The organism is Haemophilus sp. HN_Hi08, from assembly GCF_049824455.1.
GTDB lineage: Bacteria > Pseudomonadota > Gammaproteobacteria > Enterobacterales > Pasteurellaceae > Haemophilus > Haemophilus influenzae_D.
Genome location: NZ_CP187493.1, coordinates 1,272,697 through 1,292,348, shown reverse-complemented (window position 1 = coordinate 1,292,348; position 19,652 = coordinate 1,272,697). Strand labels below are relative to the sequence as shown.

Annotated in this window: 17 protein-coding genes and 2 pseudogenes; 6 read left to right on the top strand and 13 right to left on the bottom strand. The window is 36.0% G+C overall.

What is annotated here, in order from left to right; all coding sequences use genetic code 11:
- Window positions 1–419 precede the first annotated feature (419 nt).
- Window positions 420–1,784, top strand: coding sequence for a toxin/drug exporter TdeA (gene tdeA / locus ACPT8O_RS06375; RefSeq protein ID WP_425623314.1), 1,365 nt, complete (start codon window positions 420–422; stop codon window positions 1,782–1,784).
- A gap of 77 nt (window positions 1,785–1,861) precedes the next feature.
- Here tdeA and ACPT8O_RS06370 read toward each other — a convergent pair whose 3' ends face one another.
- The 6 genes from ACPT8O_RS06370 to rlmE all read right to left on the bottom strand — a co-directional run bounded on the left by ACPT8O_RS06370 (window position 1,862) and on the right by rlmE (window position 8,110).
- Window positions 1,862–2,404, bottom strand: a complete 543-nt coding sequence (locus ACPT8O_RS06370) for a histone (protein ID WP_425623313.1) — start codon at window positions 2,402–2,404, stop codon at window positions 1,862–1,864.
- Window positions 2,405–2,617: 213 nt separating this feature from the next.
- Window positions 2,618–3,112: a phosphohistidine phosphatase SixA gene (gene sixA / locus ACPT8O_RS06365; RefSeq protein WP_005652786.1), complete on the bottom strand. Its 495-nt coding sequence runs from the start codon at window positions 3,110–3,112 to the stop codon at window positions 2,618–2,620.
- A 58-nt stretch (window positions 3,113–3,170) separates the two neighbouring features.
- Window positions 3,171–4,508 carry a phosphoglucosamine mutase gene (gene glmM, locus ACPT8O_RS06360; protein WP_425623312.1) on the bottom strand — a complete coding sequence of 446 codons (1,338 nt, stop codon included), beginning with the start codon at window positions 4,506–4,508 and terminating at the stop codon, window positions 3,171–3,173.
- Between the two features lie 32 nt (window positions 4,509–4,540).
- Window positions 4,541–5,371 (bottom strand): dihydropteroate synthase, encoded by an 831-nt coding sequence (folP, locus tag ACPT8O_RS06355; protein WP_425623311.1) that lies wholly within the window; start codon window positions 5,369–5,371, stop codon window positions 4,541–4,543.
- Window positions 5,372–5,482: 111 nt separating this feature from the next.
- Entirely contained in the window at window positions 5,483–7,390 is a 1,908-nt protein-coding gene (gene ftsH / locus ACPT8O_RS06350; RefSeq protein ID WP_425623310.1) for an ATP-dependent zinc metalloprotease FtsH, read from the bottom strand.
- 90 nt (window positions 7,391–7,480) lie between these two features.
- Window positions 7,481–8,110, bottom strand: coding sequence for a 23S rRNA (uridine(2552)-2'-O)-methyltransferase RlmE (rlmE, locus tag ACPT8O_RS06345; protein ID WP_005650406.1), 630 nt, complete (start codon window positions 8,108–8,110; stop codon window positions 7,481–7,483).
- A gap of 126 nt (window positions 8,111–8,236) precedes the next feature.
- On the opposite strand from rlmE, the gene yhbY reads away from it, so the two are divergent.
- Window positions 8,237–8,536, top strand: coding sequence for a ribosome assembly RNA-binding protein YhbY (yhbY, locus tag ACPT8O_RS06340; protein WP_005650404.1), 300 nt, complete (start codon window positions 8,237–8,239; stop codon window positions 8,534–8,536).
- Between the two features lie 39 nt (window positions 8,537–8,575).
- Here the strand turns inward: yhbY and greA are convergent, their stop codons facing one another.
- On the bottom strand, window positions 8,576–9,052 hold the full coding sequence (greA, locus tag ACPT8O_RS06335) for a transcription elongation factor GreA (RefSeq protein ID WP_005650402.1): 477 nt from the start codon (window positions 9,050–9,052) through the stop codon (window positions 8,576–8,578).
- 163 nt (window positions 9,053–9,215) lie between these two features.
- Here greA and dacB point away from each other — a divergent pair, with 163 nt between their 5' ends.
- The 3 genes and pseudogenes from dacB to ACPT8O_RS06320 all read left to right on the top strand — a co-directional run bounded on the left by dacB (window position 9,216) and on the right by ACPT8O_RS06320 (window position 14,674).
- Window positions 9,216–10,655: a serine-type D-Ala-D-Ala carboxypeptidase gene (dacB, locus tag ACPT8O_RS06330; RefSeq protein ID WP_425623309.1), complete on the top strand. Its 1,440-nt coding sequence runs from the start codon at window positions 9,216–9,218 to the stop codon at window positions 10,653–10,655.
- A 207-nt stretch (window positions 10,656–10,862) separates the two neighbouring features.
- Window positions 10,863–12,836 (top strand): annotated as a pseudogene (locus ACPT8O_RS06325) (TonB-dependent siderophore receptor).
- 57 nt (window positions 12,837–12,893) lie between these two features.
- A pseudogene (locus ACPT8O_RS06320) lies at window positions 12,894–14,674 on the top strand (ABC transporter ATP-binding protein/permease).
- 113 nt (window positions 14,675–14,787) lie between these two features.
- On the opposite strand, the gene rpsO reads toward ACPT8O_RS06320, so the two are convergent.
- From rpsO to ACPT8O_RS06295, 5 genes are all read right to left on the bottom strand, one after another.
- On the bottom strand, window positions 14,788–15,057 hold the full coding sequence (gene rpsO, locus ACPT8O_RS06315; RefSeq protein ID WP_021035236.1) for a 30S ribosomal protein S15: 270 nt from the start codon (window positions 15,055–15,057) through the stop codon (window positions 14,788–14,790).
- Window positions 15,058–15,192: 135 nt separating this feature from the next.
- Window positions 15,193–15,324, bottom strand: coding sequence for a hypothetical protein (locus ACPT8O_RS06310; RefSeq protein ID WP_005689651.1), 132 nt, complete (start codon window positions 15,322–15,324; stop codon window positions 15,193–15,195).
- Window positions 15,324–16,052 carry a hypothetical protein gene (locus ACPT8O_RS06305; protein WP_021035238.1) on the bottom strand — a complete coding sequence of 243 codons (729 nt, stop codon included), beginning with the start codon at window positions 16,050–16,052 and terminating at the stop codon, window positions 15,324–15,326. The genes ACPT8O_RS06310 and ACPT8O_RS06305 overlap by 1 nt, the downstream gene beginning before the upstream one ends.
- A 235-nt stretch (window positions 16,053–16,287) precedes the next feature.
- Window positions 16,288–16,821, bottom strand: coding sequence for a bifunctional 3-hydroxydecanoyl-ACP dehydratase/trans-2-decenoyl-ACP isomerase (gene fabA / locus ACPT8O_RS06300; protein ID WP_005652828.1), 534 nt, complete (start codon window positions 16,819–16,821; stop codon window positions 16,288–16,290).
- A 168-nt stretch (window positions 16,822–16,989) separates the two neighbouring features.
- Complete coding sequence (locus ACPT8O_RS06295) at window positions 16,990–18,765, bottom strand: AAA family ATPase (protein WP_021035239.1); 1,776 nt, start codon at window positions 18,763–18,765, stop codon at window positions 16,990–16,992.
- 126 nt (window positions 18,766–18,891) lie between these two features.
- Here ACPT8O_RS06295 and matP point away from each other — a divergent pair, with 126 nt between their 5' ends.
- Window positions 18,892–19,338 carry a macrodomain Ter protein MatP gene (matP, locus tag ACPT8O_RS06290; protein WP_021035240.1) on the top strand — a complete coding sequence of 149 codons (447 nt, stop codon included), beginning with the start codon at window positions 18,892–18,894 and terminating at the stop codon, window positions 19,336–19,338.
- A 64-nt stretch (window positions 19,339–19,402) separates the two neighbouring features.
- On the opposite strand, the gene cspD is transcribed toward matP, so the two are convergent.
- Entirely contained in the window at window positions 19,403–19,621 is a 219-nt protein-coding gene (gene cspD, locus ACPT8O_RS06285; protein ID WP_021035241.1) for a cold shock domain-containing protein CspD, read from the bottom strand.
- Between the last annotated feature and the right edge of the window lie 31 nt (window positions 19,622–19,652).

Here is a 19,652-nt window from a genome sequence, read left to right as displayed (position 1 = left end):
TATTCTTTAAATGACCAATAATTAGGCTATATGCCTCAAACTCTTTAATGCCGTAATTACTACTAATTGAATTGTTATTTGCCGCAAAGGCTTGAGAAGAGATCAGCAAACTGCTGATAAGTTAGGCTGCCGTGGTTAGTTTGACAGATGAAAAGAAAAGATTATGCTTGCTTGCAGAATTATAATAAGACATTTTATATACTCCTAGCATTAAAATAAATGGAAGCGTGACTTTACGTTAAATAGATTGATATGTAAAGAAAATACAAATTTTTTCGTGCAAATTCTACTATTTAACTTTAAAATACCTGCCACTGAACAAACGTTCATTATAAATAATGGTCACAATATTTATTTTATAAATAAAAAAGTGCGGTTAAAATCATCCGCACTTTTTAGTTCGTAGAAAGGAAAATTCAATGTTTAAAATGAAAAATATCACGCTTGCTTTGTTGATGTCTGGTGCATTAGTGGGATGTGCCAATATTGGCGATTCTTATCAAGCAAGCCTTGAAGATTACAAGCAATATGAAGCAATTACCAAGCAATATAATGTAAAAGAAAATTGGTGGTCATTATATAACGATGCACAATTAAATCGTGTTATAGAACAGGCTTTAACAAACAATAAAGATTTAGCTAAAGCTGCTGTAGCGGTAAACCGTGCGCTTTATAGTGCAAATTTAGTTGGCGCAAATTTAGTGCCTGCATTTAATGGTTCAACTTCATCTGCGGCACAACGTCGAGTTGATACTAGTGCAAGCTCAACCATTTCACACAAAGGTTCTTTAAATGTGAGCTATACATTAGATCTTTGGCAACGTTTAGCCAATGCCGCTGATGCAGCGGAATGGTCACACAAAGCAACCGCAGAAGATATGGAGTCGGCTCGTTTATCATTAATCAATTCTGTGATAACAACTTATTATCAAATTGCGTATTTAAATGATGCAATTAGCACAACCGATGAAACAATCAAATATTACACGGATATTGGCAATATTATGCAAACGCGTTTAGCCCAAGGTGTGGCTGATGCAGCCAGCGTTGATCAAGCACAACAAGCCATATTAACGGCGCGTAATAACAAATTAAATTTTGAAACCCAACGCAAAACAGCAGAACAAACACTGCGTAATCTTCTCAACCTAAAACCAAATGAAGCATTAAATATCACGTTCCCTCACATTATGAATGTGAAAATTGCTGGGGTGAACTTGAATGTACCAGTATCTGTGATTGCAAATCGTCCTGATGTAAAAGCAGCACAATTCCGTTTAAGCAGTGCATTCAAAAATGCCAAAGCAACTCAAAAAAGTTGGTTCCCAGAGGTTAATTTAGGTGCAAGCCTTTCTTCAACAGCAAGCACGGTTGGTACGGCGTTACATAACCCTGTGGCTGCTGGCACAGTAGGAATTAGCCTACCGTTCTTAAATTGGAACAGCGTAAAATGGAACGTTAAAATTTCTGAAGCTGACTATGAAACAGCTCGTTTAAATTACGAACAACGTATTACCACAGCTCTCAATAATGTGGATACCAACTACTTTGCCTTTACCCAAGCGCAAAGTACATTAAGTAATTTACAGCAAACCCATAGTTACAATCAGCGTATCACGCAATATTATCGAAACCGCTATAATGCGGGCGTGTCCGAATTGCGCGAATGGTTAGTTGCAGCCAATACGGAAAAATCATCACAACTTGCGATTTTGAATGCAAAATATCAAGTGCTGCAAAGTGAAAATGCGGTATATAGCTCAATGGCGGGATATTATTTGTAAAAATCAAATTGGATTAATCTATAAAAAATCCCTGTTAAATTTCTTTAACAGGGATTTTGTTATTTAAATTAAACGTATTATTTTGTCGCTTCTTTCACTGCATCTACTGCTTGAGTTGCTTTTTCTGATGCTGCTTCTTTCATTTCACTTACTTTTTCTGACGCAGCTTCTTTCATTTCACTTGCTTTTTCTGATGCTGCTTCTTTCATCTCACTTGCTTTTTCTGATGCTGCTTCTTTCATTTCGCCTACTTTTTCTGATGCAGCTTCTTTCATTTCACTTGCTTTTTCTGATGCTGCTTCTTTCATCTCACTTGCTTTTTCTGAAACCGCCTCTTTTATTTCAGTTGCTTTTTCTGATGCTGTTTCTGTTGCTGATTTAATTACTTCTTTCGCATCTTCCACTTTCTCTGCTACTTTATTTTTCACGTCTGTAGAAAGCTGCTGTGCTTTTTCCTTTACTTCAGTCATTGTATTAGCTGCAGCATCTTTTGTTTCTGATACGACTGATGCTACAGTTTGTTTCGTATCCTCAACTTTTTGTTTTGCTTCTTGCTTATCAAAACAACCTGTCACGGCTAAAGCTGAACCTAAAACCAATGCTAATGTTAATTTTTTCATTATTTTCTCCATAGAATAATTTGATTATTACAAAGCCCTATTACTTTGATGCAGTTTAGTTTACGGGAATTTTCATAAAAAGAAAAACAATAATAGTAAAACTTTACCTTTCTTTAAAAAGATTACTTTATAAAACAACATCTAAGATATTGATTTTTAATAGATTATATAAAAAACCAATAAAAATTTTATTTTTTGTAAAAAAAGAATAGTTTATTTTAAATAAATTACAGGAGATGCTTGATGCATCAATATTTCTGATTTATTACCATCCCATAATAATTGAGCAATAGTTGCAGGATAAAATGATATTGGATTTCGTTTTCCATACAGTTCAGCAACAATTTCTCCCACTAAGGGCAAATGGGAAACAATCAATACAGATTTAACGCCCTCGTCTTTTAGCACTTCTAAATAATCAATGACGGAATGCGCATGGCCATAAGGGGTTATTCCCTCCCAAATTTCAAATTTATTTTCTAACTCCAAATCAAACGCTTGATTAACTTGATGAAAGGTTTCTTGAGCTCTGACATAAGGGCTCACTAAAATACGGTCTAGTGAATTAATTACTAGCGTGCTTAAATGCTGTTTTAACCACTGCCCTTGTAAAAAAGCCTGTTTAGAACCATAAACAGTTAAATGGCGAGCTTTATCACTATTAGCCATTACTTCCGCTTCGCCGTGACGCATAATAAAAATGTTCATTTTGCTTTCCTAAAAACTTTATAAAAATAAACCGCACTTTACTAAGTGCGGTCAAAAATTAATTAATTTTTTTCACGGCTTCTGCAATTTCTTCTGCACATTGTTGTGCAAGTTCAGCATCTTGGCATTCCACCATAACACGAATAAGTGGTTCCGTACCCGATTTACGCAATAAAATACGACCTTTACCTTCTAAACGTTTTTCAACCTCTGCGGCAACAGATTTTACAGCATCACTTTCAAGTGGATTTTCCCCACCCGCAAAACGTACATTGATTAACACTTGAGGGAATAATTTAACCGCACTTGCTAATTCATTTAATGATAACTTATGCTGTGCCATAGCCGCCAATACAGCCAATGACGCAACAATGCCATCGCCAGTTGTATTCTTATCCGCAATGATAATATGTCCAGAATTCTCCCCCCCAAGCGTCCAATCATTTTCAAGCATTTTTTCCAATACATAACGGTCTCCCACGTTTGCACGTAAGAAGGGAACACCAAGCATTTTCAACGCAATCTCTAGGCTCATATTACTCATTAAGGTGCCAACGACACCGCCTTTTAATTGACCTGAGCGCAATGCTTCACGCGCAATAATAAAGAGAATTTGGTCGCCATCGACTTTATTTCCTAAATGATCGACCATCATAATGCGGTCACCATCGCCATCATAAGCCAAACCAACATCAGCTTTCGTTTCAACTACTTTAGCTTGCAATGCAGTTACATCAGTTGCACCACATTTTTCATTAATATTCAAACCATTTGGATCCGTACCAATTTCAATGACTTCCGCACCTAGCTCTCTAAACACGTTAGGCGCAATATGGTAAGTTGCACCATTTGCACAATCTATCACGATCTTATAACCTTCCAAGCCTAAATGAGCGGGGAATGTACCTTTACAAAACTCAATGTAGCGTCCTGCTGCATCATTAATACGGCTGGCTTTACCTAATTCGGCAGATTCCACACAATCCATCGGTTGCTCTAACATTGCTTCAATAGCTTCTTCAATTTCATCAGGTAATTTAGTGCCTTTTGCTGAAAAGAATTTAATCCCATTATCATAATAAGGATTATGAGAGGCTGAGATCACGATACCTGCTTCAGCACGGAAAGTTCTGGTTAAATAAGCAATAGCAGGTGTCGGCATAGGGCCAGTAAATGCAGCAGATAACCCCGCAGCGGCTAAACCTGCTTCGAGGGCTGATTCCAACATGTATCCAGAAATTCGGGTATCTTTACCGATTAAAACCATTTTAGAACCTTGAGAAGCCAATACTTTTCCCGCAGCCCAGCCTAATTTTAATGCGAAATCTGGTGTGATTGGATAAGTACCCACTTTTCCACGTACACCATCTGTTCCAAAATATTTACGATTTGCCATAATACAATTCCTTTAATTTTTTTATAAAACCATCAGGCATTTTCTGTCGCCTGCCAAACTTTGAGCATATCTGATGTTGCAGCAACATCATGTACGCGTAAAATTTTTGCACCTTTTTGCGCTGCAATCAGCGCACCTGCCACACTACCTATCACTCGCTGATCGACGGGTTTATCAAGTACTGCGCCAATCATTGATTTGCGAGATAATCCCGCTAATACTGGATAGCCCATCTGACAAAATTCATTCAGATTTTGTAATAATTGATAATTATGCTGTACAGACTTACCAAAACAAAATCCCATATCCCAAATTAAGTTTTCTTTTTTAATGCCAGCAGAAAGGCATTCATTAGTACGTTTTTGTAAAAAAGCGAATACATCTTGTACGACATTCTCATAATGAGGATTTGCCTGCATCGTTCTAGGTTGCCCTTGCATATGCATGATACAAACAGGTAAAGCTAGTTTTACTGCGGTTTCTAACGCATTTGGCTCTTGCAAAGCACGAATATCATTAATCAAATCCATTCCAACACTTGCTGCTTCACGCATCACAACTGCTTTTGAAGAATCGACAGAAATCCAGCAATCAAAACGGCTTCGCACCGCCTCCACTACTGGCACAACACGATGCAATTCTTCTTGTTCAGAGACTTCATCCGCATCATTAGGACGCGTAGATTCACCACCAATATCAATAATTGTCGCCCCCTCTTCTAGCATTTTTTCAACTTGAAAAAGTGCTTTATCTAGACTAAAAAACTGTCCGCTATCAGAAAAAGAATCAGGCGTAAAATTAAGAATCCCCATAATTTGAGGCACGCTTAAATCAAGACATTTATTATTCGCATAAAGTTTCATAAAGTGCGGTTAATTTTTAGAGTGATTTTGGTGGGCGATTATAACGAAATACATCCAAGAAAAAAATCATTAGGAAAAAATAAAGCCTTTCCGAAGAAAGGCTTTGATAAGTTAAACATTAAAATCGTCGGTATTTTCTACCGCACTTTCAGGCTTTGTATCATTCGTTGTTGAATTTGCATAAGCAGCCTGTTGAGTTTTCGGCTCTTCCCAACCTGATGGCGGTGTGACGGGTTCGCGATTCATCAATTGCTTAATTTGTTCTTCTTCAATAGTTTCATATTTGACTAACGCATCTTTCATTGCGTGCAAAATATCCATATTATCAGTCAAAATCTGTCTTGCTCTCGCATAGTTGCGATTTACAATTGCACGCACTTCTTCATCAATAGAATGTGCGGTTTCATCTGACATATGTTTCGCTTTTGCCATTGAACGACCTAAGAAAACCTCGCCCTCATCTTCTGTATAAAGAATCGGACCTAACTTTTCAGAGAATCCCCATTGCGTCACCATATTACGCGCGATATTAGTTGCGACTTTAATATCATTTGATGCACCTGTTGAGATATTTTCTTCACCATAAATCAAATCTTCCGCTAAACGCCCTGCATACAAGGTAGAAAGCTTACTTTCTAATTGTTTTTGGCTAATACTAATTTGATCGCCCTCAGGCAAAAAGAATGTTACACCTAACGCTCTGCCACGAGGAATAATCGTCACTTTGTGAACAGGATCGTGTTCAGGCACTAAATAGCCCACAATCGCATGGCCTGCTTCGTGATAAGCGGTTGATTCCTTTTGCTTATCCGTCATAATCATGGTGCGACGTTCTGGCCCCATGTTGATTTTGTCTTTTGCTTTTTCAAACTCAAGCATGGTTACCGCACGTTTATTGACTCGAGCAGCAAATAAGGCGGCTTCATTGACTAAATTTGCTAAATCTGCACCGGAATAGCCAGGTGTGCCACGCGCTAATGTCATTGCATCAACATCTTGCGCAACAGGCACTTTACGCATATGCACTTTTAAGATTTGCTCACGACCTTTCACATCAGGTAAGCCAACAACTACTTGCCGGTCAAAACGGCCTGGACGAGTTAAAGCTGGATCAAGTACATCTGGACGGTTAGTTGCGGCAATAACAATTACGCCATCATTACCGCTAAAGCCATCCATTTCAACTAGCATTTGGTTTAAGGTTTGTTCACGCTCATCGTGTCCGCCGCCTAAGCCCGCACCACGTTGGCGACCCACTGCATCGATTTCATCAATGAAGATTAAGCAAGGTGCATTTTTCTTAGCCTGTTCAAACATATCACGTACACGTGATGCGCCAACACCTACAAACATTTCTACGAAATCAGAGCCAGAAATAGTGAAGAATGGAACTTTTGCCTCTCCCGCAATCGCACGAGCAAGTAAAGTTTTACCAGTACCTGGAGGCCCTACCATCAAAATACCTTTTGGAATTTTACCGCCCAAATTTTGGAATTTATTCGGATCACGCAAGAAATCAACGATTTCGCCCACTTCTTCTTTTGCTTCATCGCAACCAGCCACATCCGCAAAAGTCACCTTAATCTGATCTTGATTCAACATTTTGGCTCGGCTTTTACCAAAGCTCATCGCTTTGCCGCCACCGCCTTGCATTTGACGCATAAAGAATACCCATACACCAACAAGGAATAACATTGGGAACCAAGAAATTAAAATTTGGGATAAAAAACCACGTCTTTCAAATGGCGTGCCTTCCACTTTCACTTTTTTGCTTAATAAATCATCAAGCAATTTTTTATCTTCAAGTGGTGGCATTACGGTTGAATATTTAGAACCATCGGTTTTCGTTACCGTAATTTCATTGGCATCAAAACGTGCCGCTGTCACTTGTCCGTTGCTTACATCGTAAACAAAGGTTGTATAATCAGTAGAATTTTCTACCGAAGATGAATTGAAACTTTGGTATGCTGTCATCATAATGACTGCCACTACCACCCAAAGCACTAGATTTTTGACCATATCGTTCAAAGTCTAACCTACCTTTCCTAAGTTAAAAAATTTCGTCACAAGATACTACACATCATTAGCAATGAAAAGCTATCAAAGCAATTATCCTTTATAGCCTGTTGCTACAATATATACTTCACGAGATCGTCCACGTGATGCCTCAGGCTTACGCACTTTTACTACATTAAATAAAGAACGAATTTCTCTTAAATATTCATCAAAGCCTTCCCCTTGAAAGACTTTAACAACAAAACTTCCTTTGTTTGCCAAGACTTGTTTACACATATCTAAAGCAAGCTCGACCAAATACATTGCACGTGGAATATCCACTGATGGCATTCCACTAAAATTTGGTGCCATATCAGACATCACAACATCAACTTTATCTTCGCCTACGCGTGCTAATAAAGCATTCAAAACATTTTCATCACGGAAATCGCCTTGCAGAAAATCAACGCCTACAATGGGATCCATTTCCAAAATATCACAAGCAATCACTCGACCTTTGCCACCAATTTGGCTTACTACGTATTGTGACCAACCGCCTGGTGCTGCGCCGAGATCGACCACTGTCATTCCCTGTTTAAATAATTTATCCGTTTGCTGAATTTCATCAATCTTAAAATAAGCGCGTGATCGCAACTTCTGCTTATGTGCTTTTTGCACAAATTGATCACTAAAATGTTCATTCAGCCAACGAGAAGAACTCGCTGAACGTTTTTTCTTTCCCATAATCTTCTATTTTTTGTAGTCGTTTCGCCTATATTTGGGTACAATCTGTCAAATTCAAGTCGAGGCTGATTGAAATCAATGAAAAACATTGAGAAAATCAACCGCTCTTTTTTATTAGGAATCCTTATGACAACCTTATCAACCAAACAAAAACAATTTTTAAAAGGTCTTGCGCACCATCTTAACCCAGTCGTTATGCTTGGTGGAAATGGCTTAACCGAAGGCGTACTTGCTGAAATTGAAAATGCACTTAATCATCACGAACTCATTAAAGTAAAAGTTGCTGGTGCAGATCGTGAAACAAAACAACTTATTATCAATGCGATTGTGCGTGAAACTAAAGCAGCACAAGTACAAACTATCGGGCATATTTTGGTGCTTTATCGCCCAAGCGAAGAAGCAAAAATTCAGCTTCCACGCAAATAACAACAAAAGTGTGGTCATTTTTAACCGCACTTTTTTTATTTAAATATAATTCACTTCAATAATATCAAACTCAACGACACCACCAGGCGTTGTAATATTAACGGTATCATCTAATTCTTTACCAATTAAGCCTCGCGCAATGGGCGAGTTTACCGAAATTAAACCAGATTTAATATCAGCCTCATCATCGCCTACAATGCGATAAGTGACTTCTTCGTCTGTATTTGTATTTACAAGTACAACTGTTGCACCAAAAATCACTTTACCATTATTTGGCATTTTTGTGACATCAATAATTTGAGCATTACCAAGTTTACCTTCAATCTCTTGAATACGCCCCTCACAAAAACCTTGTTGCTCACGCGCTGCGTGATATTCTGCATTTTCTTTTAAATCTCCGTGCTCGCGGGCTTCTGCTATGGCTTTAATAATTTCTGGACGACGTACATTTTTTAAGAAATCCAATTCTTCTCGTAATTGTTCTGCGCCACGCACAGTCATTGGAATTTGTTGCATTGTTTTTCCTTTTACTAAATAAAACAAAAACCACAGTAAAATTCTAAAATCTTACTGCAGTATTATTAAAAATAAACTTGAAATGAGAAAATGATTTACTCAATTTCATTCGGGGCTTATTATTGTTCGTCTAAAAAAAAATAGCAACCATAACAAACCTAATATGAAAAAATTATCTTCAATTTCCACCGCACTTGGTTCCTTTTTACTTTCAGTGAGTTTTAGCCTACCAACTTTCGCCAATATTAATGTTTCAGATTTAACACAAAAACTGCCTGAAGGCTCTAACGCAGGTGTTATTGCTAAAAATATCAATCAAAATCAAATAATTGCTAATTATAATGGCTCAACCTTTATGCTGCCTGCGAGTACACAAAAAGTTTTTACAGCCGTTGCCGCTAAACTTGCATTAGGCGATCAATTCCAATTTGAGACCGCACTTTTGAGTAATGGGAAAATTCAAAATGTCAATTTAGAGGGTCACTTAATCGTGCGTTTTACAGGCGATCCTGATCTCACAAGTGGCCAGCTTTATACCTTACTTGCAGAATTAAAAAAACAAGGCATCAAAAAAATTAATGGCGATTTAGTATTAGATACCTCTGTTTTTTCCAGTCACGATCGAGGATTAGGTTGGATTTGGAACGATCTCACAATGTGTTTCAACTCTCCCCCTGCAGCGGCAAATATCGATAACAACTGTTTCTATGCGGAACTAGATGCCAATCAAAATCCCAGAGAAACAGTAAAAATCAATGTGCCTGCACAATTTCCAATTCAAGTGTTCGGACAAGTCTATGTAGTGGATAGCAATGAAGCCCCTTATTGTCACCTTGATGTTGTTGTACACGATAATAATCGCTATCAAGTAAAAGGATGTTTAGCGCGTCAATCTAAACCTTTTGGCTTAAGCTTTGCCGTGCAAGATACAGATGCCTATGCTGCCGCGATTATTCAACGTCAATTAAGACAATTAGGTATTGAGTTTAATGGTAAAGTCTTGTTACCCCAAAAACCGCAACAAGGTCAGCTATTAGCGAAACATTTATCAAAACCATTACCCGATTTATTGAAAAAAATGATGAAAAAATCCGATAACCAGATTGCCGATTCACTGTTCCGAGCTGTGGCATTCAATTACTATAAACGCCCCGCCTCCTTTCAATTAGGCACATTGGCGGTTAAATCCATCTTGCAAAAACAAGGAATTCGTTTTGGTAACAGTATTTTAGCCGATGGCTCTGGTCTGTCTCGCCATAATCTTGTGGCACCTAAAACAATGCTATCCGTTTTAGAATACATCGCCAAAAACGAAGATAAATTACATTTAATGGAAACTTTTCCCATCGCAGGCGTAGATGGCACGATCAGTGGTCGTGGCGGATTAATTAGACCGCCATTAGTGAAAAATGTGATTGCTAAAACTGGCTCTTTGAAAGGGGTTTATAACCTAGCTGGCTTTATGACAAACGCGAGAGGGGAAAAAGTAGCATTTGTACAATTTATTAATGGCTACTCAACGGGCGATTTGGAAAGCAAAACAAAACGTGCACCACTGGTACAATTTGAGCGTAACTTATACAACGAACTCTATAAATATTGATAAATTCTTTCTTAAAAATACCGCACTTTTCTTTGTTCATTAAAAGTTCTTTGTTCATAAAAAGTGTGGTATTTTTTTATCTCTTTTTACTCAATGCTATTCATCAATTAAAATATTAAATGATAATTATTTTTATTAATTAACTTGCTATATTTTCTTATACTCTCCACTCTTTTTTAACCTAGATTTAACCTTGGGAAGCACAGTATGAACTTTAAATTAAGCTTAGTTTATACCGCACTTTTTGCGGGTATTTCTGTTTCTGCCATAGCAAAAACAACACAGCACTCTGATACTAAAACATTAGATCAAATTACAAGATACAGGTCTTAAACAAAACGGTTATCAAGTAACAGGTACATCTGCTGTTTTTAAAGCTGAAGTCCCCGTATTTGATACGCCAAATACTGTTAATGTCCTTTCAACACAACTTTTACAAGATCGTCAGCCGAATTCTCTTATTAATGCGCTTTATAATGTAAGCGGCGTAAGTCAAGCAAATACTTTAGGGGGAATGTTTGATTCCATTCAAAAGCGTGGTTTTGGCGGCAACCGAGATAACTCAATTATGCGTAATGGCTTACAGGTTGGTCCTGCTAAAAATTTTAGTGCTACAACTGAAACTGTTGAACTCTTAAAAGGGCCTACTTCTGTGCTTTATGGTGTGCAAGATCCGGGTGGCGTAATCAATATTGTGACTAAAAAACCACAACAAACACCAAAATATTTAATTGCTGGCTCTTTAGGTAGCCATAATCTTTGGGGAACTCAATTAGATTTCACTGGCGGTTTAAGCAACGGCTTTGCATATCGTTTTATTTATGACCTGATATTCCTGTTTCTCGTCGTTTAGATGAACCCAATAACGAAACAACTGCAAAAACAGATAATATTGATTTTAAAATTGAACATAAACTAAATGAACAATGGAAAATTAATGCTGCTTATAGTTATTCAGGTTATAAATATTTCTATAACCAATCTCGTATTAATAGCATAAATATAACGAATAGAATTGCCCAACGTTATATTGAACAACAAGGCAGTCAGCACATTCATAGTGGAACATTAAATTTAGTTGGAGAATTTGGTATTGGAAATGTAGCTAATCGCTTAGCATTTGGAGTTGATATTATGCGTAATAATATGGATCTTGGTCCAATTTACAATACAAATAAGTCAGCAGAACGAAAACCTTTAAATATTGATAATCCAATCTATACAAATCCAATCGCTATTCAAAAAAATACAAATAAAAATGCCTACCAGTTTAATCATTTAAAAACTTTAGGTCTTTATATTCAAGATTCTGCTTATTTTACTGATGACTTTATTATAACAGGAGGACTTCGTTATGAATATTTTGATCAAGTGATTGGAAGATCAACATTAGATAATATTAGAAGTGGATATTTAGCGCAAACAGACGGAAAACTTCTCTATCAATTCGGTAGTGTATATAAATTTACCCCAAGAATTGCAACATTTTTTAACTGTGCAGAATCATTCCGCCCACAAAATAATAGAACGCTTATTATTAATAGCGAACTTCCTGCGGAGCAAGGTAAATCTTTTGAAACAGGTTTAAAATATGATAATTCATATTTAAATGCAACTTTGGCTTTATTTAATATAAACAAAAGCAATGTTGCAGAAACAGTTAATATTAATAACACAAATGAACTACAAATTGTTGGAAAACAGCGTTCTCGTGGCATTGAGTTTGATATAAATGGGCAACTTACTGATAATTTAAGTATTGCTGTAAACTATACTTACATAAAAGTAAAAACCTTAGAGAATCACAATAATAAATTAGCTATTGGTAAACAACTTTCAAGTGTACCAAAACATCAATCTTCATTATTCTTAGCCTATAACATTGGCGAATTTGACTTTGGCCATATTCGTGTTGGTGGTGCGCATTATTTAGGCTCTTGGTATGCTTATAATAGCACCTATACAAAAGCATATAAGCTCCCACATTCAGTTGTTTATGATGCGTTCATTGCATACGATACAAAAATTTCAGGCAAAAAACTTTCTTTCCAATTAAATGGTAAAAACTTATCGAATAAAGTTTATTATCCATCAACGTCAGGAAATGCAAACGGAACACTTATTCCTGTTGCATTAGGCTATGCGCGTGAAGTGATATTAAACACTAAAATTGAATTTTGATGAATTATTAAAAATTAAGGCGAACTGATTTCGCCTTTTTCTATTTACGGAAAATTAATGAACTGGCAAACCGAACTTTATAATAGTTTAAACTGGATTTTAACCGCACTTTTTTGGGTAATATTATGCTTTACCATCACAATATTAGCCTTAAAACAAACTACTTTCGGCAAAAAATTCTGGTGTATCGTGTCACGTGTCACCATCAATGAATAAAAAAACAAGCCTTAAACTAATTTTAATGTTGTTAGTGCTATTTATAATGATATTGTTGGAAGTTAGATTTAGCCTGCTTAATTCATTTTTTTACAATGGATTATATATTCAATGCAAGAGTTAAACATCGAGAAATTTTGGTTCTTTGCAAAATTAAATGCTCTTCTTGTAACAGCACAAGTTATACATACTATTGCGGATTATTTCTTTCAACAAGTTTTTGAAATTCGTTGGTTAGAAAGTCTTAATACAACACTTATTAAACGCTGGTTAAATAAGAAAAAATACTATCGACTGAAATATAAACGAGATTTGCCAGATAATATTGATCAACGTATTGAACAAGATGCGAGAGAATTTATTACCAGCACTGTACAAATTGTGCGAGGCATAATTAACTCGGTACTCACAACCATTGAATTTACGATTATTTTATGGTCACTTTCTGGCATATTAACTTTATTTGGATTTAATATCGAAAAAGGCGTCGTTTTCTTCATTTATGCTTTTATCATTTTTGCAATATTTATGTCCGTGTGGATTGGACGCCCACTAATTAAGCTAAATTTTACAAAAGAAAAACTCAATGGCGATTATCGTTATTCTCTAATCCGTGTGCGAGACAATGCAGAAAGCATTGCTTTTTATAATGGCGAGCCAAAAGAACAAACATTCTTACAATATCAATTCCGTCAAATTATTCATAATCGTTGGTCCATTGTATTAAAAATGTTGGGCTTAAATAGTTTCAACTCAGGGGTTACTCGCGTTGCCAAATTATTGCCCTTAATGTTACAAGCACCACGTTTCTTTTCTGGTCAAATAAAGCTGGGAGACATGCATCAAACAGTCCAAGCATTTAACCGATTAATGACCGCACTTTCATTTTTCCGATTATTTTACGAACAATTTACACTCTATCAAGCACGATTAAATCGTCTTTATGGATTTATAACCAAAATGGATGAATTAGATAAGCAAAATTTTTATCATACTTTTCATTGTTCTCGTAGAGTCGCATTAAAAAACTTTGGCATCAAAGATGAACAAGGCAACATATTACTCAATAATTTGAATATAAATTTAGAAAATGGAGATGCCCTATTAATTCAAGGTGCATCCGGAACAGGAAAAACATCACTGCTAAAGCCATTGCAGGAATCTATCCCTTTGAAACAATAGGCATTGCAGAGCATCCTTGTATGGGAAGTTTATTCTTGCCACAACGACCTTATATGCCACAAGGCACTTTACGAGAAGCGATTTGTTACCCAAATATCAATCCAAGTCACGCAGAATTGGAACAAACCATGAAGGATTGCGCGCTAGGAAAATACATACAAGCACTTAATGTAAAAAATGACTGGCAAGCGATTTTATCGCCCGGTGAACTACAAAGAGTGGCGTTTATTCGTATTTTACTCACAAAACCAGATGTCGTATTTCTTGATGAAACAACTTCCGCATTGGATGAAACAACGGAGCATTTACTCTACCAAACAATTAAAGAGCGTTTGCCCGAAATGATTATTCTCAGCGTAGGTCATCGTAGTACGTTACAGCAATTTCATAACAAACAACTCAAATTAAATGTATGTTTACTACGAAAAATAAGAAAATAGCTATGCAAAATATGTAAATCAAATATTTTATTTATTTCAATGTATTTAAATAAAGATAGAATATAAAAAAACCCTCGAAATTCGAGGGTTTGATTTTACTATCGTAATAAAAATTAGCGACGTAAACCTAAACGAGCGATAGTGCTTTGGTATAAAGCAAGATCAGTACGTTTTAAGTAGTCTAAAAGTTTACGACGACGAGAAACCATACGTAATAAACCACGACGACCATGGTGGTCTTTTTTGTGCTCTGTGAAGTGAGTTTGTAAGTGGTTGATTTGTGCAGTTAATAATGCGATTTGAACTTCAGAAGAACCAGTATCTTTCGCATCACGACCAAATTCAGCAACGATTGCTGCTTTTTTTTCAGTACTTAGAGACATTTTTTACTCCTAAAAGGTAGTGTTGTAAATACATCATTCGCCGATCTCTAACTCAGCGATGACAAGGAGTTCGCATTCTAACGATGAATAAGTTCAAATGCAAGATAAAGATTAAACTTACCGCACTTTTCATTATTAGAAGCGAATACCAGATCCAATCCCCACACCTAATCCTACACCATTACTTCCACCACCAGCACTAACACCACCCACAGTACAAGCAGCTAATATGCCTGATAATGCAAAAATAAAAAATATTTTCTTCATCATTTTTTCTTTATCAATAAAATTTCAAATAAACGATAAATCGCAATTAAATCTGTCTTTGCAATAGGTTTAAAAGGCAATAAAAGATAATAAACCCAGCTAAAACGCTGCAAAAATACGATCATATTCTGCCAATTTTTCGCTTCACAATGTGTTTGATAATATAATGCTACTTTTTGAATAAAAGTGTCCGAAATATCTTCTTCTCGACATAAACTATCAAAGAAAAATAACATATCCCGAATAACTATCCAAATTTGATTTTGGCTATTTGAGCGAGATTCAAAATCAAGAAAAGTAACCTTTCCTTTATCCCAAGTAATATCTCGAATAGCAGGACGACCGTGCATCAAATTTTTAGCGTGCAAATCAATCAAAGCGAGACAAGCATCATAAATAATTAAAAATTTCTGTTGTTCATCTATATTTTTATTGCATAGCCATTGTGATACAGTCAGTCCCACATTTTCCAACACAAAAAAATGATCACTATAATAAGAGACTTTTGGCACTGGCGCATTTTGTTCAGCAAGCTTCAATAAAGTATGTAATTCATTTTTAAAAGATTTTTTAGGATGGGGTTTTAATAATAGCCAAATCCCTTTCAATTTTTCAGGTTGTTTCAACCAATATTTTTTTCCTTCATATTGAAAAGGATAAATTCGTTCATCTCTATGTTTTGTTACCAGTTGCTTCACATATTCTTGAAAATCATCATTTGCCATCATATTCCCACTACTTCAATATATTATTTATAGTTTAAATAGAAATTAATTTATTATTTTCTATAATAACGTCTATTAAAAAACTTTAAAATAAATTTTATTTACCACTAATAAAATTGAAAAAATAGCAGGAATATTATAGATATTTTAAGAATTTATTACAATTTAATAAGGAAAAGTGCGGTGAAAATCTAAGAAAAATTTTCACCGCACTTTTATATAAATTAATAAAGAAAAATTAAAATGCTGAGGTATCTTGGAATAGTCCTACTTTTAAATCTGTCGCGGTATAAATAACACGACCATCTACTTCAACTTCGCCATCAGCCATTCCCATAACTAGTTTACGATTAATTACTCGTTTCATATGGATTCTGTAAACTACTTTTTTCGCTGTCGGCAAAATTTGCCCAGTGAATTTCACTTCGCCAACCCCTAATGCTCGCCCTTTTCCTTTGCCACCAATCCAGCCTAAATAAAACCCAACAAGCTGCCACATCGCATCCAACCCTAAACAACCGGGCATTACTGGATCGCCAATGAAATGGCAGCCAAAAAATGGCAATTCAGGCTTAATATCAAGTTCGGCTTCAATGTATCCTTTACCGAAAGCACCTGTTTCTTCATTCATTTCAACAATGCGATCCATCATCAACATTGTTGGTGCGGGTAATTGCGGCCCTTCTTTACCAAATAATTCGCCGCGACCTGACGCAAGCAAATCATCATAAGAATAGCTACTTTTTTTATTAAGTGTACAAGTGTTTTGCATTTCAGATTCCTTTATATATGATAAATCCAGTTTATAACTGATATATGTATTTTAAAAGGAACGCAGCAAACTGTAAATAGCTAACACTTGTTCGCAAAACTTGTCGGAGCAGTCACTCTTAGAAATTATAGAAAAAAAGAAAAGTGAAAAAATGCTCGCTTTTCTCTATTAGGAGCGGAAAAAACGCCAAAAACTTTTTCGTTCTGAATCAGCTCTCCCCTCAATACGACGTTGAATAAGACGAGATAAAGGCTCTGTTTTTTCTGTATAATCTTTGTTCTCATCTAACAAATCACGCTCAAATAACAATTCACAAGCCTGATAAATATCTTCCACAGGATAAATAAAAAACTCGCCATTTTTTACCGCACTTTTCACTTCATCAGATAAACTCAGTTGCTGGATTGTTGTCATTGGAATGATTACACCTTGTTTTCCAGTCAAACCGCGACGTTGGCAAATAGTAAAAAAGCCTTCAATCTTATCATTTACCCCACCAACAGAATGAACAAGTCCAAATTGATCAATCGATCCTGTAATTGCGATATTTTGAGGCAAAGGCAAATCAGCCAAAGCACTTGCTAGCACACAGAAAATCGCCAAAGATGCACTATCGCCATCAATTTCTCCATAAGACTGTTCAAACACTAATGACGCAGAAAATGGCAATTGAGAGGGCAAATCTAATATATTGGAAAGACAAGCCTGAGCAATCATCATTCCTTTACCGTGAATATTTCCCGCTAGTTCATTTTTTCTTTCAACATCAATCACTTCTCCATCGCCAAATTGCACAATACAACTAATACGCGAAGGTTCGCCGAAACATACTGGCGTACCAGGATATTCAATTACCGAAAGCCCATTAATTTGTCCAACAATTTCGCCTTGCGTTTCGACATAAACTTGCTCGTTTAAAATATCGGCATAAGTTTGTTTTTTTAGGAAACCATATTGCGCTAATTTTTGTTGAAAAATATCCTCAAAATCCACTGCACTTAATGCAGTTTTTTCAGCAAAAGTTGAAGCATCTTGTAATATTTCTTTTAATTTGAGAGGAGATGCGTTAATTAAAAAACGATCTTCACTTTCACGCACCAATAATTGATAGAGTTTATTTAACGCCGAAAAATCTAGCTCAATATTTTGCTCTTGAGCCGTTTGTAGCACATAACTAGCCCAAGTTTTTTGTTTTTCCACTTCAGCCACAGAAACATAACTTTCAATTTCAGCATAATCGGCGAAAGAATAAAGATTTTCTTCTAACTCAGCCAAAGTGGCTAATTCAGTACGATTACCAAGTACAATCACTTTTAAGTTAAGCGTATAGCCTGGTATATCACAAGGTAAATTTTTAAATGGATGAGCTGAATACCAATCAAAAGTTTGGGTTTGCAGAATCTGTTTTAAACGCCCCCATAAATCAAATTGAGATAACAATGTTGCCGCACTTAACATCAAAACACCACCATTAGCCTTATGCACCAATCCCGACACTAATTGAATATCTTGCGAACTCGGATGAAGCCGAAAACTACCGAAAAGCTGGAATTGATCGCAATACAATGCGCTTAACACATCCCCTTGACTGGCAAAATTATCATCTAAAGATTTTGCAGGCTCAGTATAAATATACGGAAAAGAAAAAGAGTCCCCCTGCTCTATCACATAATTCACACCAAAAATTGACCGCACTTTATGATGGTTTTGCGATATAAAATTTTGCAATAACTCCGCATATTCAACTGGCTCACCGACTTTCATCATCAATAAAGAACGCGTTGGATGGCGTAAAAATAAATCGATAGCCTGTGTAGCATTCGGTTGTAATGCCCAGAAATCCACTGGTTCTAAAGGAAAATCTTGAATTGCTAAATCAGGTTGTAATGCCTGCCAATTTAAGGATTGCTCCATAGCTTGTTGTTGAGAAAATGATGAACTCACGGCTGGTCTCTTTCTAGAAAAATTAGCCACATTATCGCATATTTAATAGCCTTGTGAAAATCCACTAGAAAATCAGCATAAAAACACGTATATTAATGCAGTTACCACGTCACTCAATGATAAAAAATGAAATACCAAAAACTCGAAAATCAAGAAGCAAATTGGAAATGGATTTACCTCATTCGTAAACATCGCGAAGGGGAAAATATTACTCGCTACGAAGAACGAAGTTTGCAAGAAGCCAAAGCACAAGAATTATTAGATGCTCAAAATTATCCAGAAAAAATTGAAGAATGGATTAAAAACCATCTTTCCCCAGCCTTACCAATTAAGCTTGATCAAGCCATTCGTGCCCGCCGTAAACGCTTTTTTAATGGAGAAAAACAACATACCAAGAAAAAATCCATTGATTTGGAATATGCTGTTTGGCTACGTCTTTCTAAATATTCTAGAAAAATGAAAATGACACTTTCGGAAACAATTACCTATATGATTGACGAAAGAGAAAGCAAAGCACAATTTGAAAATCAAATGGCAGCAATGAAAACTAGTTTAAAGAATTTATTAAAATAAAAAAAGACAAGCTGCAATTCTTGTCTTTTAAATTAGGATTAATAGAAAAAATTTAGGGTATTTATTATTCTTGAGTATCCAAAATTGGGATTATTTTTGTGGCGTGAGATCCTTTATCGCCGTGGATAACTTCAAATTGCACCTTTTGACCTGCTTTTAATGAACGATAGCCGTCCATTTCAATCACTGAATAATGTGCAAAAATATCGGCATCCACACCTTCTGCGGAAATGAAACCAAATCCTTTTGCATTATTGAACCATTTTACAATACCAATTTCCATAAAAGACCTCTCTAGGCTTCGCCTATTAAAA

What these genes read in the sequence shown, in the direction of transcription:
- rpsO (WP_021035236.1), bottom strand. Translation starts at nt 15,057, where the DNA reads ATGTCTCTAAGTACTGAAAAAAAAGCAGCAATCGTTGCTGAATTTGGT.
- ftsH (WP_425623310.1), bottom strand. Translation starts at nt 7,390, where the DNA reads ATGGTCAAAAATCTAGTGCTTTGGGTGGTAGTGGCAGTCATTATGATG.
- greA (WP_005650402.1), bottom strand. Translation starts at nt 9,052, where the DNA reads ATGCAACAAATTCCAATGACTGTGCGTGGCGCAGAACAATTACGAGAA.
- yhbY (WP_005650404.1), top strand. Translation starts at nt 8,237, where the DNA reads ATGACAACCTTATCAACCAAACAAAAACAATTTTTAAAAGGTCTTGCG.
- fabA (WP_005652828.1), bottom strand. Translation starts at nt 16,821, where the DNA reads ATGCAAAACACTTGTACACTTAATAAAAAAAGTAGCTATTCTTATGAT.
- folP (WP_425623311.1), bottom strand. Translation starts at nt 5,371, where the DNA reads ATGAAACTTTATGCGAATAATAAATGTCTTGATTTAAGCGTGCCTCAA.
- rlmE (WP_005650406.1), bottom strand. Translation starts at nt 8,110, where the DNA reads ATGGGAAAGAAAAAACGTTCAGCGAGTTCTTCTCGTTGGCTGAATGAA.
- ACPT8O_RS06305 (WP_021035238.1), bottom strand. Translation starts at nt 16,052, where the DNA reads ATGATGGCAAATGATGATTTTCAAGAATATGTGAAGCAACTGGTAACA.
- matP (WP_021035240.1), top strand. Translation starts at nt 18,892, where the DNA reads ATGAAATACCAAAAACTCGAAAATCAAGAAGCAAATTGGAAATGGATT.
- tdeA (WP_425623314.1), top strand. Translation starts at nt 420, where the DNA reads ATGTTTAAAATGAAAAATATCACGCTTGCTTTGTTGATGTCTGGTGCA.
- ACPT8O_RS06310 (WP_005689651.1), bottom strand. Translation starts at nt 15,324, where the DNA reads ATGAAGAAAATATTTTTTATTTTTGCATTATCAGGCATATTAGCTGCT.
- glmM (WP_425623312.1), bottom strand. Translation starts at nt 4,508, where the DNA reads ATGGCAAATCGTAAATATTTTGGAACAGATGGTGTACGTGGAAAAGTG.
- dacB (WP_425623309.1), top strand. Translation starts at nt 9,216, where the DNA reads ATGAAAAAATTATCTTCAATTTCCACCGCACTTGGTTCCTTTTTACTT.
- sixA (WP_005652786.1), bottom strand. Translation starts at nt 3,112, where the DNA reads ATGAACATTTTTATTATGCGTCACGGCGAAGCGGAAGTAATGGCTAAT.
- ACPT8O_RS06370 (WP_425623313.1), bottom strand. Translation starts at nt 2,404, where the DNA reads ATGAAAAAATTAACATTAGCATTGGTTTTAGGTTCAGCTTTAGCCGTG.
- cspD (WP_021035241.1), bottom strand. Translation starts at nt 19,621, where the DNA reads ATGGAAATTGGTATTGTAAAATGGTTCAATAATGCAAAAGGATTTGGT.